Origin of the sequence: Kribbella sp. NPDC056951 (genome assembly GCF_042674205.1) — a bacterium.
Classification (GTDB): domain Bacteria; phylum Actinomycetota; class Actinomycetes; order Propionibacteriales; family Kribbellaceae; genus Kribbella; species Kribbella yunnanensis.
The window spans coordinates 574,368-589,054 of sequence record NZ_JBHUQZ010000004.1 but is presented as its reverse complement, the minus strand read 5'-3'; the positions used below and the strand labels follow the sequence as shown (position 1 = coordinate 589,054).

14 protein-coding genes are annotated in these 14,687 nt (G+C 67.1%); 8 read left to right on the top strand and 6 right to left on the bottom strand.

The features are described from left to right. The first annotated feature begins 18 nt into the window (after positions 1-18). Positions 19-1,455 carry an adenosylhomocysteinase gene (gene ahcY / locus ACFTSF_RS20815; protein WP_380155280.1) on the top strand — a complete coding sequence of 479 codons (1,437 nt, stop codon included), beginning with the start codon at positions 19-21 and terminating at the stop codon, positions 1,453-1,455. Positions 1,456-1,506: 51 nt separating this feature from the next. Here ahcY and ACFTSF_RS20810 read toward each other — a convergent pair whose 3' ends face one another. Both ACFTSF_RS20810 and ACFTSF_RS20805 read right to left on the bottom strand, forming a co-directional pair. Further along, positions 1,507-2,121, bottom strand: a complete 615-nt coding sequence (locus tag ACFTSF_RS20810; protein WP_380155279.1) for a hypothetical protein — start codon at positions 2,119-2,121, stop codon at positions 1,507-1,509. A gap of 162 nt (positions 2,122-2,283) precedes the next feature. Beyond that, entirely contained in the window at positions 2,284-3,255 is a 972-nt protein-coding gene (locus ACFTSF_RS20805; protein WP_380155278.1) for an RDD family protein, read from the bottom strand. 79 nt (positions 3,256-3,334) lie between these two features. Here ACFTSF_RS20805 and ACFTSF_RS20800 point away from each other — a divergent pair, with 79 nt between their 5' ends. Both ACFTSF_RS20800 and ACFTSF_RS20795 read left to right on the top strand, forming a co-directional pair. After that, positions 3,335-4,324, top strand: a complete 990-nt coding sequence (locus ACFTSF_RS20800; RefSeq protein WP_344157551.1) for a stage II sporulation protein M — start codon at positions 3,335-3,337, stop codon at positions 4,322-4,324. A 27-nt stretch (positions 4,325-4,351) separates the two neighbouring features. After that, positions 4,352-5,119 (top strand): DUF1206 domain-containing protein, encoded by a 768-nt coding sequence (locus tag ACFTSF_RS20795; RefSeq protein ID WP_380155277.1) that lies wholly within the window; start codon positions 4,352-4,354, stop codon positions 5,117-5,119. Here ACFTSF_RS20795 and ACFTSF_RS20790 read toward each other — a convergent pair. From ACFTSF_RS20790 to ACFTSF_RS20775, 4 genes are all read right to left on the bottom strand, one after another. After that, the gene (locus ACFTSF_RS20790; RefSeq protein ID WP_344157557.1) at positions 5,116-5,832 is read right to left on the bottom strand and encodes a DUF899 family protein; all 717 of its coding nucleotides are present in this window, start codon (positions 5,830-5,832) and stop codon (positions 5,116-5,118) included. The two genes, ACFTSF_RS20795 and ACFTSF_RS20790, sit on opposite strands and share 4 nt — an antisense overlap. Positions 5,833-5,893: 61 nt before the next feature. Beyond that, entirely contained in the window at positions 5,894-7,483 is a 1,590-nt protein-coding gene (locus ACFTSF_RS20785; protein ID WP_380155276.1) for an ABC transporter permease, read from the bottom strand. Beyond that, positions 7,480-8,379 (bottom strand): ATP-binding cassette domain-containing protein, encoded by a 900-nt coding sequence (locus ACFTSF_RS20780; protein ID WP_380155275.1) that lies wholly within the window; start codon positions 8,377-8,379, stop codon positions 7,480-7,482. The genes ACFTSF_RS20785 and ACFTSF_RS20780 overlap by 4 nt, the downstream gene beginning before the upstream one ends. Continuing rightward, on the bottom strand, positions 8,379-8,969 hold the full coding sequence (locus tag ACFTSF_RS20775) for a TetR family transcriptional regulator (RefSeq protein WP_344157566.1): 591 nt from the start codon (positions 8,967-8,969) through the stop codon (positions 8,379-8,381). Before ACFTSF_RS20775 ends, ACFTSF_RS20780 begins: the two co-directional genes overlap by 1 nt. Before the next feature lie 135 nt (positions 8,970-9,104). Here ACFTSF_RS20775 and ACFTSF_RS20770 point away from each other — a divergent pair, with 135 nt between their 5' ends. From ACFTSF_RS20770 to ACFTSF_RS20750, 5 genes are read left to right on the top strand one after another with little or no spacing between them, the layout of a single operon-like run. After that, on the top strand, positions 9,105-10,901 hold the full coding sequence (locus tag ACFTSF_RS20770; protein WP_380155274.1) for an ABC transporter substrate-binding protein: 1,797 nt from the start codon (positions 9,105-9,107) through the stop codon (positions 10,899-10,901). After that, positions 10,898-11,911, top strand: a complete 1,014-nt coding sequence (locus ACFTSF_RS20765; RefSeq protein ID WP_380155273.1) for an ABC transporter permease — start codon at positions 10,898-10,900, stop codon at positions 11,909-11,911. Before ACFTSF_RS20770 ends, ACFTSF_RS20765 begins: the two co-directional genes overlap by 4 nt. Then, a complete protein-coding gene (locus tag ACFTSF_RS20760; RefSeq protein ID WP_380155272.1) occupies positions 11,908-12,792 on the top strand; it encodes an ABC transporter permease in 885 nt (294 codons plus the stop codon). The genes ACFTSF_RS20765 and ACFTSF_RS20760 overlap by 4 nt, the downstream gene beginning before the upstream one ends. Continuing rightward, complete coding sequence (locus ACFTSF_RS20755; RefSeq protein ID WP_380155271.1) at positions 12,792-13,742, top strand: ABC transporter ATP-binding protein; 951 nt, start codon at positions 12,792-12,794, stop codon at positions 13,740-13,742. The genes ACFTSF_RS20760 and ACFTSF_RS20755 overlap by 1 nt, the downstream gene beginning before the upstream one ends. Then, positions 13,736-14,671, top strand: a complete 936-nt coding sequence (locus tag ACFTSF_RS20750; RefSeq protein WP_380155270.1) for an ABC transporter ATP-binding protein — start codon at positions 13,736-13,738, stop codon at positions 14,669-14,671. Before ACFTSF_RS20755 ends, ACFTSF_RS20750 begins: the two co-directional genes overlap by 7 nt. Positions 14,672-14,687: the final 16 nt, after the last annotated feature.

Sequence of the window (14,687 nt, the reverse complement as noted above, 5' to 3'; positions counted from 1 at the left end):
AGAGTTCAGGGGAGCGGTATGACGTTCGACTACAAGGTGGCGGACCTCGGGCTGGCCGAGTTCGGCCGCAAGGAGATCCGGCTGGCCGAGCACGAGATGCCCGGTCTGATGGCGATGCGCGCGCAGTACGGCGAGAGCAAGCCGCTGGCCGGTGCGCGGATCATGGGCTCGCTGCACATGACGATCCAGACCGCGGTGCTGATCGAGACGCTGACCGCGCTCGGCGCCGACGTCCGCTGGGTCTCCTGCAACATCTTCTCGACCCAGGACCACGCCGCCGCGGCGATCGTCGTCGGCCCGGACGGTTCGGTCGACAACCCCGCCGGTGTGCCGGTCTTCGCCTGGAAGGGCGAGACCCTCGAGGAGTACTGGTGGTGCACCGAGCAGGCGCTGAAGTGGCCCGGTGAGCAGGGCCCGAACATGATCCTCGACGACGGTGGCGACGCCACCATGCTCGTCCACAAGGGCACCGAGTTCGAGAAGGCCGGCGTCGTACCGGACCCGTCGACCGCGGACTCCGAGGAGTACGCCGTCGTCCTCAAGCTGCTGACCCGCACGCTGAGCGAGGACCCGCAGCTGTGGACCGGGATCGGCCAGGGTATCAAGGGTGTGACCGAGGAGACCACCACCGGTGTGCACCGGCTCTACGAGATGCACAAGGCCGGCGCGCTGCTGTTCCCGGCGATCAACGTCAACGACTCGGTCACCAAGTCGAAGTTCGACAACAAGTACGGCTGCCGGCACTCGCTGATCGACGGCATCAACCGCGCCACCGACGTCCTGATCGGCGGCAAGGTCGCGGTCGTGGCCGGGTACGGCGACGTCGGCAAGGGCTGCGCGGAGTCGCTGCGTGGCCAGGGCGCCCGCGTCATCGTCACCGAGATCGACCCGATCTGCGCACTGCAGGCGGCGATGGACGGCTACCAGGTCACCACGCTGGACGAGGTCGTCGGCATCGCCGACATCTTCGTCACCACGACCGGCAACAAGGACGTCATCACCGCCGACCACATGGCGCAGATGAAGCACCAGGCGATCGTCGGCAACATCGGCCACTTCGACAACGAGATCGACATGGCCGGCCTGTACAAGACCGACGGCGTCGAGCGCGTCAACATCAAGCCGCAGGTCGACGAGTTCCGCTTCCCCGACGGCCACACGATCATCGTGCTGTCCGAAGGCCGCCTGCTGAACCTCGGCAACGCGACCGGCCACCCGTCGTTCGTGATGTCGAACTCCTTCACCAACCAGGTGCTCGCCCAGATCGAGCTCTTCGTCCGCACGGCCGAGTACCCGACCGAGGTCTACGTGCTCCCCAAGCACCTCGACGAGATGGTCGCCCGCCTGCACCTCGACGCTCTGGGCGTGAAGCTCACCGAGCTCACCAAGGAGCAGTCGGCCTACCTCGGCGTACCGGTCGAAGGCCCGTACAAGTCCGAGCACTACCGCTACTGATCGACCCACAGCAAGCGCCTCACCCTCGTGGGTGGGGCGCTTGTGCTTCTGTCAGCCGAGGAAGCCTGCGATGCCGAACTCGCCTTCGCTCTGGTCGGTGACGACGACGGCTTCCATCCAGGCGACGCAGGTCTTGACCGCGGCCAGGACCTCCGGATGCAGCTCGGCCTGTTGCTGCGGGGTGCTCGCCTGCCACTGCGCGAACCCGGCTCGGCAGGTCGCGGTGTCCCACTCGCCGTAGTACCAGTCCTCGGCGAACGGCAACGGAGCGGGCAGTGTGCCGTAGACGAGGTCGTCGAGCTTCGCGGTGGTGATGCCGAGGTGCTCGAGCCCTTTGCCGACGTCCACGAGCCACCCGCTGCGGAAGCCGCTGAACTCGTTGTACGGCAGGGTGAAGTCGGTCATGAACCCGCAGATGTCGTGGTACGCCGAGGCATACCGGTGGCCGTACTCCTTGTCGAACGGCCCGCCGTTGATCACCGCCAGCGCGGCCTCGCTGCTGGTTGGCGCTCCGTCCGCGATCTCGTAGTCGAATTGCTCGTCCTCGGCGACCCATCCAGCGCCGGCCCACTGGCTCAACACCTCGTAGGTCCGAGGATTCCGGCTGCCGACGACGGCGTGCACCTCGTCCAGCCGGACCATGAACGGCGTCAGAGTAAGGCTCATGCCGGCAACGCTAGCTGCCGGCGTACCAGCTCCTGCCCGCCTGGCAGCAAGCTGCCTGATCACCGTAACGACAGGAGGTGTGGCCGCTCTGGCCCGGATGATCGGGGCGGCCACGCTCAGCGGGGTGGCTGCGTACCCGTATACGTCCTGTCGTTCGGGTGTTCAGGACCAGCCGGATTGGTTGCTGCCGGGGGTGGCCCAGCCCTGGGCGTTGTGGGTGGCTGGGGTCTGTTCGCGGGCGGGTGGTGGCGGGGCGAAGGTGGGCACGGGCTCGGGCGGGAGGACGCCGTACGGGCTGGGCGGTGCAAACGGGCCGGCCGGTACGGCGTACTGGTTCGGGCTAGACGCCGGGCCGAAGGGGCCGGTGGTTACCGGGCGGACGACGGCTAGGCGGATGAGCTCGCGGCGGCGGCGTTCGGCCAGTACGGCGGACAGGAACGCCGGCGCGATCATCGGGGTCGGCGGTGCGGGCGCGGTGAGCTGCGCGACGCGGTGGCCGAGAGTCTCGCCGAGGGCGGCGCGGGCGGCGGGCTGTAGTTCGGTGAAGCGGGCCAGATAGTCGCGGGCCGTGTTCGCGAGCTCGTCGGGGAGCTGCGACAGCTCGAGCGACTGTGCCCACGCCACCAGATGCGCCGGCACGAATAGCGGCGGCGACGCCATCGCCTGGTGCCGTTCGCGGATGACCACGGTGCCGGCGACCATGTCGCCGATCCGCTTGCCCTGCTTGTTCATCAGGCTCGCGACAATCCCCGGGCTGGCCGCGAACCACGGCGCGAAGTCGACGAAGAACCACATCAGCGTCCGGACCAGCGCGTGCCGGAACCGGATCGACGACCCGTCGTCCCGGACCACCTTGAGCCCGAGCACCATCTTGCCGACGGTCCGCCCGCGGGTGAGTGTCTCCATCACGAGGCGGTAGCCGACCACCACGAGCAGTACGACGATCGTCACCAGCGCGAACGCCAGTGCCTCGCTCGATTGCTCGCTGATCAGGAATCCGAACAGCAACCCGATGAGACCGCTCAGCACCATGATCTGGATCATCACGTCGATCGCACAGGCCAGCGCCCGCGTCGGCATCCGTGCGATCCGCACCTGGAGGACGACCGCCTCGCCCGTGACCAACTGAGACACTCTGCCGCCCCCCTCCTGGTTAGACACCCGGTCGGGCTAGTCTGCCAGCCCAGGGATCCAGCGACGGGAGGAGGTGTTCGTGGACGTCGAGGCGTTCGTTTCGGTGCATCAGCCGCAGTGGGACCGTCTGGCCTATCTGACTCGTCGGCAGCGGCGTCTGACCGGTGCTGAGGCAGAGGAGCTCGTCACGCTGTACCAGCGCGTCGGCACGCACCTGTCCGCGCTCAGAGCCGCCGGTGCGGACCCAGTGTCGATCGGACGGCTCTCCGGCCTGATTGCTGACGCCAGAGGCGCTGTCACCGGTGCTCAGGCACCTGTCTGGCGAGACATCTCCAGGTACTTCCTGGTGAGCTTCCCGGCTGCCCTCTACGTCTCCAGACGCTGGTGGCTCACCATCGGCCTGCTCTTCTACCTGGTAGCGGCCTGGTCGGCGTGGCGGATCCTCGCGCACCCCGAGGTGATCGACTCGATCGCTGCGCCGGCTCAGATCCAGCAGTTGGTCGACCACGACTTCGAGGCGTACTACTCCGAGAACCCGGCTCAGGACTTCGCACTGCGCGTGTGGCTCAACAACGCCACGCTGAGCGCCGCCGTACTCGCACTGGGTATTTTGCTGATCCCCTCGGTCTTCATCCTCTGGGACAACGCACTCAACCTCGGTGTGAGCGCGGGGCTGATGATCAGCCACGACAAGGGCGGTCTGTTCTTCAGCCTGATCACGCCGCACGGCCTGCTCGAGCTCACCGCGGTCTTCATCGCATCCGCCGCCGGACTGCGCCTCGGCTGGTCGTGGATCGTGCCCGGCGCCCGAACCCGCATGCAGGCCCTCGCGCAGACCGGCCGCGCCACGATCGGAATGGCGATCGGGTTGGCCGCGATCCTGTTGCTCACCGGCGTGATCGAGGCGTTCGTGACGCCGTTCCTGCCCGGGCCGGTGCGGATCAGTATCGGCATCGTGGCCGAGATCGGCTTCTTCCTGTACGTCTACATCCTCGGCCGTCGCGCCGCGCGCCTAGGCGAGTCCGGCGACGTCGAAGAGGAAGACGCGGCCGCTCCAATAGCCACTTAGTCGTTTGCCGGTGGGCACCGGATCAAGATGAGATCCGCCCAGGAAGTCAGACACAGCAGGTGGTACGGCGTCGCTGTCACGGTCGGCCTGATCGCGTACGGCGTCGTCCACCTGCTGATCGCGTGGATCGCCCTGCAACTGGCCTGGGGACAGTCGTCGCAGGAGGCATCCCAGCAAGGCGCCCTTAAGGAGCTCGCCGGTAAGCCACTCGGTGGGGTCCTGCTCTGGATCGTCGCCATCGGCCTGTTCGCGCTGGTGGTCTGGCGCGCCCTCGACCTCGCGTACGCCGACCTCGACACCGAGAAGCGGGTGTCGTACACCGGCCGTGCCGTGGTCTACCTCCTGCTCGGAATCAGCGCGGTGAAGGTCGCCATCGGCGCCGGCAACTCGAGCACCAACCAGCAACGCTCATTGTCGGCCCGGTTGATGGAGAACGGCTTCGGCCGGGCACTGATCGTCGTGGTCGGCCTGGTCGTGGTCGGGATCGGGATCCGCCAGCTGTACAAGGCATACACGAAGAAGTTCACCGAGGACCTGGTTGGCGGCGTCTCCGACACGACCGTCCTGCTCGGCCGCATCGGGTACGCCGCCAAGGGCGTCGCGTTCGTCGTGGTCGGCGTGCTCTTCGGCTGGGCCGCGATCAGCTACGAACCGGACAAGGCAGGCGGTCTCGACGCCGCCCTGCACACGATCAAACAACAACCCTTCGGTTCGATCCTGCTCACCGTCCTGGCCCTCGGTATCGCCGCCTTCGGCGCCTACTGCTTCGTCTGGTCCCGCAACGCCCGAACCTAGATTGCGTCCGATCGCCCGGCTTCGATGCGTGACCACTGGGCGATCGGCCGACCGTTGGTCATCAGGATGTGCTCGGCCTTCGCCCACTCCTGCGGCCAACCGTCCGGCGAGTCTTCGTGCCCCTCTTGGCGCCCGTACACGGTGAGGTCCATCAGGTGGTAGCTGTTGTCCATCACCTCGACCCCACGCAACGTCGTCCAGTAGGTCTCGAACACCCGGTCGCCGTCCCGCAGGTAGCAGACCAAGTACATCTGGCCGAGAGTCCTGCCGACGAGCAACTTGTCGCGGGAGTCGGCCGACGAGTACCACGGCATCGTCCAGCCCATGAAGTCGCGGTACCGCCGACTCTCGTCGTACGGGCCCTGGCAGAACACGGCGTACGTGATGTCGCGCGAGTGCAGATAGGACAGTTCGCCGACAGCCCCGTTACACCACGTGCACCCCGGACACTGCTCAGTCGCGGGATGCCCGTCATGCCACATGAAGTAGTACGCGATCAGCTGCCGACGCCCTTCGAACGCCTCCAGCAGAGTCACCGGCCCGTCCGGGCCCGCCACTGTGATCCCCGCATCCACCTCAACCATCGGTAACCGCCGCCGAGCCGCGGCAATCGCGTCCGCCTCCCGGCTGTGCGCCTTCTCGCGAACCCGCAACTCGTCCAGTTCCGCCAGGAACCCGGCCCGATCAGTCACCTTCGGCAATGCGTCACTCATGACGTCTCCTCTCTTTAGAGGTCACGTCGGAGCAGTACCCCCGTTCTTGACATCGGACCCGTCAGGCGGTGGGGAGGTCTCGGTGGCGGAGGGTGGTCAGGCCTAGTGCACCCAGGGCGGCGGTGATCAGCAGGAGGACGACGATGGGAGCTAGGTGGGTGTCGCCGCCGGGGAGTTGGGGGAGGTGGGTGAAGGGGGAGAGGTTCTTGATCCAGGGGGCCAGTTGGATGCCGGCGCTGGTGAGACCGATCAGGATGCAGAGCGTGGGGCCCGCCCAGGCGGCTTGGGAGGCTCGGGGAATTAGGCCGAACACGGCGAGAGTGAGGGCGGCCAGGAGCCAGACGGCGGGCAGTTGGATGAGGGAGGCGGCGATCAGGCGGGGGAGTTGGGTGCCGACGTCGTCGACCGCCATGCCGTAGGCGAGGCCGGCTGCTGCGCCGGAGGCGAGGAGAGCGATGGCCGGGCCGAGGAGGCTGAAGATCAGGTGGCTGGCAGCCCAGTGGAGTCGGCTGGTTGCGGTCGCGAGGACGGGTTCCGCGCGACCGCTCGTCTCCTCGGCGCGCAACCGCAGCGTCGATTGGACTGCGTACGCCGAGGCGATCAGCCCGGTGATCATCATGACGCCGACCAGGAACGAGTCGATCAGCCCGGCCGAGCCACCCATCCGCTGGAACATCTCCTGGATCTTCGGATCGTCCCGCATCATGTCGCCGACCCCTTCGGCGACACCGCCGAAGAGCAGGCCGAGCAGGAGGAACGCCGAGGTCCACGCGGCCAGCAGCCCGCGGTGCAGTCGCCAGGCCAATCCCAGTGGCGACCCCAACCGACCCTCGGCCGGCCCGAGTCGCGCGGGCAACAGCCCCGACCCGACATCACGCCGTACGGCGAGCTGAACCGCGGCCGCGACCAGTACGACGGTTGCCGCGAGCAACAGCCCTCCCAGCCACCAGCGGTTGGCGCCGTACGGGTGGATCCGTTGCGCCCAACCAACCGGCGAGAGCCACGACAACCAGGCGAGCGGACCGTCGGTGTGCGCGCTCGTGTCCCCGGCGGCACGCAGTACGAACGACGCCCCGAGTACGCCGATCGCCATCCCGCGCGCGGTCCCGGCGTTGGCGGTCAGTTGCGCCGCGACTCCGCCGACCGCTGCGAAGAACCAACCAGCACTGGCGAATTCGAGGCCAAGGGCAACCGATCCCGCCCATGGCAGGTCCTGACTGTGCATGCCCAGAGCAAGCAATCCACCGAGCACGGCATTGGCGCCGAAGGCAACAAGTAGTGCGGCGGCAAGCCCCGCGTGCCGCCCCACCACACTCGACCCGAGCAGCTCGGAACGCCCGGTCTCCTCCTCGACCCGGGTGTGCCGGATCACCGTGAGCAGACCGATCAGCCCGACCATCAGCGGTACGAACCCGAGTCGCCAGGTGACGAATTCACCGAGCGAGGTCCCGGACAGTTCGCCGTACAGGGTGATGAAACCGGCGTTGTTCGCGTAGCTGAGCCGCGATTCCGCGGTCGGGAACAGTTCGCCGTACGACGCCGCGTAGCTGACCGGGATTGCGGTCAGGAACACGATCCACAGCGGCAGCACGATGCGGTCCCGGCGCAGGATCAGCCGGATCAGCCCGCCGGTTCCGGCCAAGGTCGTCATCGGGCCGCCTCCGGTTCGTACAGGCGGAGGAACAACTCCTCCAGCGTCGGCGGCTGACTGACCAGACTCCGGACGCCGACATCGACCAGCTGCCGCAGTACGGCGTTGATCTCCTCGGTGTCCACGTCGAATCGCACCACCCCGTCCTCGACGCGCAGATCGTGCACGCCGGTCAGCGAGGACAGGCCATTCGGCGGACCGGCGAGCTCGGCGGTCATCGACGTACGGGTCAGGTGTCGCAGCCCGGACAGCGTTCCGCTCTCGACCGCGCGACCGGCCCGGATGATCGTGACCCGCTCGCAGAGCGCCTCGACCTCGGACAGGATGTGGCTCGACAGCAGCACGGTCTTGCCCTCGCCCGAACTGATCTCCTGCACGACCTCGCGGAAGACCTCCTCCATCAACGGGTCCAACCCCGAGGTGGGCTCGTCGAGGAGCAGGAGCTCGACATTCGAGGCGAAGGCGGCGACCAGGGCGACCTTCTGCCGGTTGCCCTTCGAGTACGTGCGGGCCTTCTTCCGCGGGTCGAGATCGAACCGCTCCAGGAGTTCGGCCTTGCGCTTCTTGTCGAGACCGCCGCGCATCCGGCCGAGCAGATCGATCGCCTCGCCACCGGACAGGTTCGGCCACAGCGTGACGTCGCCGGGGACATAGGCAAGCCGACGGTGTAGGGCGGTCGCATCCGACCACGGGTCGCCGCCGAGCAGGCGCGCCGTACCGTCGGTGCGTCGGGTCATACCGAGCAGGATCCGGATCGTGGTGGTCTTCCCGGCGCCGTTCGGGCCGAGGAAGCCGTGCACCTCACCCGTGCGGACCGTCAGGTCGAGACCGTCCAGGGCCCGGGTACGTCCGAAGGTCTTGACCAGGCCCTCGGTGTGGATCGCCGCAGCGGTCATCAGTTGTCCTTTCGGAGGTTGGCAGTCTGCTCGGGTGTGAGCAGTGGCTGGGAGAAGATGTCGACGAACGCCCGGGTCAGGCGGGCGTAGCCGGCGGTGGTGGAGATGTCCTCGCCGAGGGCGAGTTCGAGTTGGTCGCGGAGCACGAAGACGCCGAGCTTCATCGCCGCGATCACCGCGGACCAGGCCCGGTAGTCGTCGGCGACGACACCGTGCGCCTTCGCCCACTCCTCGCCGTACTCGACCGTCTGCAGGAACAGCGCACCCGCGGTCTCGGAGCCGTCCATCATCGAGCGGACCAGATAGCTCTGGAGCGGGAACGACACCGGTTGCACGGTGGCGACGTTGACGTTCTCCAGGCCCTTCTCGTCGATCAGCTCGCGGCCGAGCTCGATCATTCGGTCCCGGGCGTAGGCGTCACAGGCTTCGCGCAGCGCCTCCTTCGACCCGAAGTGATGGCGGACCAGTCCGGACGAGACGCCGGCCTCGGTGGCGATGTCGCGGATCGAGGCGCCCTCGATCCCACGCTCGGTGAACAGCTTGATCGCCGCGTCCCGGATCCGGGCCCGCGCGGTCAGGTCGTCGTTCATGCACCCTCCTTCTCGGCTACACAGTTGAGTAGACTCCTACACGATCGTGTAGTCAAGAGGAAAGATGATGACGTATATGTGACGAAGATTCGTATCTCGTTGACAGGACAGCGCTTGCTGGTGTGGTTTCTTCCCATGATCAAACGGTGGCTGGGAATCCTCGGAGCGCTGTGTCTCGTGGTTGCGATACCGGGTACGGCGTTTGCTGCCGACCCAGGACGCAAGGTCGTGAAGGTCGGGGTGACCCAGGCGGTCGACTCGATGAACCCGTTCCTCGCCGTCCGGCTGGTCTCGGGGTCGCTGCAGCGCTGGATGTACAGCTTCCTGACCGTGCCCGACTCCAAGACCCTGCAGCCCAGTCCGGACCTGGCCGAGTCCTGGACGACGTCACCCGACGGGCTGACCTGGACCTTCAAGATCCGTACGGCGAAGTGGTCCGACGGCCAGCCGATCACCGCGGACGACGCGGCCTGGACCTTCAACAAGATGATGACCGACGACGCGGCGAAGGCCGGCAACGGGCCCGCGGTCGAGAACTTCGCCAGTGTCACCGCGAGCGGTCAGGACCTGACGATCAAGCTGAAGGCGCCGCAGGCGTCGATGCTCGATATCCCGGTGGCGATCGTGCCCAAGCACATCTGGGAGAAAGTCACGGACATCGGGAATTACGAGGCCGACCAGTACCCGACCGTGGGCAGCGGTCCGTACGTCGCGGTCGAGTACAAGAAGGACCAGTTCGTCCGGCTCGAGGCCAACAAGGACTACTGGCGCGGACCGGCGAAGATCGACGAGTTGCAGCTGATCTTCTACGACAACCCGGCCGCCGCGATCGTCGGGCTCAAGAAGGGCGATATCGACCTGATCGGCCGGCTCGCACCGCCGGACTTCGAGTCGCTGAAGGGCGAGGACAACATCGTCCAGTGGAACACCGAGGGCCGGCGGGCGACGTACCTGCAGATCAATCACGGCGCGACCACCAGCGACAACAAGCCGATCGGTGACGGGCATCCGGCGCTGAAGGACCCCCGCGTGCGGCAGGCGCTGCACTACGGGATCGACAAGCAGAAGCTGGTCGCCGAGACCCAGAACGGGCTGGCCCGACCGGCCGACGGATCGATCGTGCCGCCGCTGTACAAGAGCTTCTTCTGGGAGGCGTCGGGCGCGGAGAAGATCAGCTACGACGCGGCCAAGGCCAACAAGATTCTCGACGACGCCGGCTACAAGAAGGGTGCCGACGGCATCCGCACCATGCCCGACGGCTCGCGCAAACTGGCCTTCCGGTTCAGCATCCACACCGATGCGCCGAGCGAGGAGAAGCTCTCCGAGTACCTGACCGGCTGGTTCAAGGAGCTCGGCATCCAGCTCACCGCGCGCCGGCTCGACTCCAGCAAGTTCACCGAGGAGACCGGTACGACGGCCTTGTTCGACATCGCGATCAGCGGTTGGTCGGTGAACCCCGATCCCGAAGAGGTCCTCGGCACGCACCTCTGCAGTCGCCGGCCGACCGCATCCGGGCAGGGTGGCGGAACCGAGTCGTTCTACTGCGACCCGCAGTACGAGGACCTCTACAAGCAGCAGCAGAAGGAGCTCGACCTCCCGAAGCGCGCCGACATCATCAAGAAGATGCAGGAACGCCTGTACGTCGACGCGCCGGTGATCGCGCTTTACTACCCGAACGACCTCGAGGGCTACCGCAAGGACCGGATCGCCAGCATCACGCCGATCCCCGAGGACAAGGGCCTCCTGTACGGCGGCAGCGGCTACTGGCCGTTCTACACCGTCCAGGCGGTGACGAAGGATGCTGCGGCCGAGACCGATGGCGGTTCGAACACCGGGCTGATCGCGGGCATCGCGGCGGCGGTCGTCGTACTGGGGCTTGGTGGATTCGTGCTGGCGCGACGGCGTCAGGGTGCTGCTGACGAGCGCGAATGACCGTCGTCATCGAAGCGGCTCCGGCCCGTCACGGGTTGCTACGGTATGCGGCGACCAAGGCGGGCGGGGCGCTGCTGAGCATCGCGATGGTCGTCGTGGCGACGTTCTTCCTGTTCCGGATGCTGCCGGGCGACCCGGTGCGCGCGTTGGCGCAGGGGCGCAACATGACGCCCGAGCAGCTGGATCTGGAGCGCGCGCGGCTCGGGCTGGACAAGTCGATTCCTGAACAGTTCCTGCACTTCGTCGGGCAGACGCTGCGGTTCGATCTCGGGACGTCGTACGAGTACAAGCGGCCGGTGCTCGATCTGATCGGTGAGCGGATCGGGCCGACGCTGCTGCTCACCGGAACCGCGCTGGTGATGGCGGTCAGTCTGGGGATCTGGCAGGGCGCGCGGGCCGGTTGGAAACCGGGTTCGCGGTTCGACCGGTTCTCCACGGCTGTCTCGCTGGTGTTGTGGTCGGTGCCGACGTTCTGGCTCGGGCTGTTGCTGCTGATGGTGTTCGCGGCCGGGATCGGGCCGATCCCAGGGCTGTTTCCGACGCGGGGAATCTCCAGTGTCGATGCGCCCGATGGTTTCGGCTATGTGCTCGACGTGGCTCAGCACATGGTGTTGCCGTGTCTGACTTTGGTGGCCGTGGTCTATGCGCAGTACCTGCTGGTGATGCGGTCGTCCGTGCTGGACGAGGTCGAGCAGGACTACATCACGACCGCCCGGGCCAAGGGCCTTCGCGATGACGAGATCCGGCGCAGGCACGCCGTACCGAACGCTTTGCTGCCGACGGTGACGTTGGTGTTCATGCGGATCGGATTCGTCGTCGGAGGCGCGGTGACGGTCGAGGCGATCTTCAGCTGGCCGGGGCTCGGGCAGTTGTTCTACGAGGCGATCCGGGTTCCTGACTTCACGTTGATGCAGGGCACGTTCCTGCTGATCACGGTGTCGGTGATCCTGATGAATACCTTGGCCGACGTGATTTACCACGTCCTCGATCCGCGGGTGAGGTCGGTATGAGCAACCTGGCGTGGGTACGGCGGCAGCGTTCGGTCACGCGGTTCTGGCGCGACTTCCGCACGCACAAGGCCGGTATGGCGGGTCTCGTCGTACTGGTGCTGGCGGTGGTGCTCGCGCTGATCGCGCCGCTGTTCATCGATGCGGGCGTGACGAATGTGGTTTCAGGTACCGGGGCCAAGCTGGCGCCGCCGAGTCTGGACTACCCGCTCGGGACCGACGAGTCGGGTCGGTCGGTGCTGCTGATGATCTGGTGGGGTTCGCGGACCTCATTGCTGATCGGATTCCTCGCGGCCCTGCTCAGCATGGTGATCGGGACCGTGCTCGGGATCGCGGCCGGTCACTTCCGGGGCTGGTTGGGCGCGATCGTGCTGCGGGTGACCGACTGGTTCCTGGTACTTCCGTCCTTGGTGACCGCGTTGGTACTGGCCGCGATTCTCGGTGGCAGTACGGCGACAATCATCATCGCGATCGGCGTCACCTCCTGGCCGTCGACGGCTCGGCTGATTCGCGCGCAGACGCTCGCGGTCGAGGCGCGGCCGTACATCGAACGGTCGCTCGCGCTCGGCGCCGGGCACTGGCACATCACCACCCGGCACGTGCTGCCGAATGTCGCACCGTTGCTGCTGGCAAGTACGACGCTCGAGGTGGCGAGCGCGATCGTCACCGAGTCGACGCTGGCGTTCCTCGGGGTGAGTGCGAACAAGACCTCGTGGGGGACCATGTTGCGCGGTTCGTACGACTGGGGTGCGGCGACCGCCGGAGCATGGTGGTACATCCTCATCCCGGGTCTGTGCATCGTGGCCGTCGTGATGGCTTTCACCTTGTGCGGAAGGGCTTTGGAGACGGTACTGAACCCCCGGTTGCGGACGAGGGCGGCCTGATGCTCGAGCTGGACGAGTTGTCCGTGACCTATCGACTGGCCAGTGGCGAGGTCCCCGCCGTACGCGGGGTGTCGTTGTCTGTCGCCGCCGGCGAGGCGGTCGGGCTGGCGGGGGAGTCGGGGTCGGGGAAGTCGACGGTCGCGCTGTCGCTGTTGCGGTTGCTGCCGCGGACCGCCCGGATCGACGGGCGGATCCTGCTGGATGGCGAGGACGTCGTGGCGATGAAGTGGGGCCGGCTGCGTGCCGTCCGATGGTCGTCGGCGTCGATCGTCTTCCAAGGGGCACAGCACGGGCTCAATCCGGTACGGCGAATTGGCGAGCAGATCGCGGAGCCGTTGCTGGTGCATCGGCTGGCGTCGGCTTCCGAGGCTCGGTCGCGAGTGGCTGAGCTGTTGGAGCAGGTCGGGTTGCCGGGCTGGCGAGCGCGGAGTTATCCGCACGAGCTGAGTGGTGGCCAACGGCAACGAGTGATGATCGCGATGGCACTGGCGTGTTCGCCGCAGCTGATCATTGCGGATGAGCCGACGACTGCGTTGGACCTAATGGTGCAGGCGCAGGTGTTGACGCTGATCCGGCAGTTGATCGCCTCGCACGGGATCTCGCTGTTGATGATCTCGCACGATCTGTCGGTCCTGGCGGACGTGTGCGATCGGCTCGCGATCATGTACGCCGGGCGGTTGGTGGAGACCGGACCGGCAGGTTCGTCGTTCCGGCATCCTTATAGCCAAGCGCTGTCGGCCGCGTTTCCGACAGTCGGCGATCCGGCCTCGCGGCTGGCGCCGCGCGGGCTGGCCGGGGATCCGCCGGACCCGCAATCGCTTCCGGGCGGATGTGCTTTCCATCCGCGCTGCCCGGTCGCGTTGGAGTCGTGTTCGACCGAGCCGATCGAGCTGCGCCCGGTCGGGGATGCCCGGTCAGCTGCCTGTGTGCTGGTGGAGGAAACGTGCTAGAGGCAACGGATGTCGTGGTTGAGTTCGGGCGCGCGCGTGCTGTCGACGGGGTGAACCTCTCGGTCGGGGCCGGCGAAATTGTTGCCCTGGTCGGCGAATCCGGCTGCGGCAAGACCACGCTCGCCCGGACCCTCCTCGGCCTGGAGCGTCCGCGGTCCGGCACGATCTCGTACGACGGTTCGCCGCTGAACTACTCCGGTCGCGCCCTCCGCGCCTTCCGGCGACAGGTCCAGCTCGTCCTGCAGGATCCGATGGGCTCCCTCAACCCCCGGCACACCGTCTACGAGGCAGTTGCCGAAGGCCCCCGAATTCACAAGCTGCCCGACGAGGAAGCGGTCGTCACCTCGGCGCTGGCCCGGGCCGGTCTGCGCCCACCCGACCGGTTCTTCCTCCGCTACCCGCACGAACTCTCCGGCGGTCAACGGCAGCGGGTGGTGATTGCCGGTGCGTTGGCGCTGGACCCCAAGATTCTGATCGCCGACGAACCGGTCGCCTCCCTGGATGCGTCGATCCGCGGCGAGATCCTGGCCCTGCTGCTGCGCTTGCGGGACGAACTCGGTCTCGGTGCCCTCGTCGTCACCCACGACCTGGGCCTCGCCTGGAACATCGCCGACCGGGTCGCGGTCATGTACCTCGGCCGCATCGTCGAGTCCGGCCGAACCGAGGACGTGCTGACGAATCCGCAACATCCCTACACCCGGGCGCTGCTGTCGGTCCTGCCCGAGTCGCCTGAACGCATCATCCTGACTGGCGAACCACCGGACCCGACACAGATCCCGTCCGGGTGCCGCTTCCACCCTCGCTGCCAACTAGTGGCCGCTGGCAACGGTGTCGATGCCTGCCGGACGACCCCGCTCCCGATCCTTCCCGCGGCCACCGACGCGCAGGTGGCGTGCCACGTCGTACCGGCGTTGCGTCCGGCGAGCTGACCTGCCGGGACCCTGG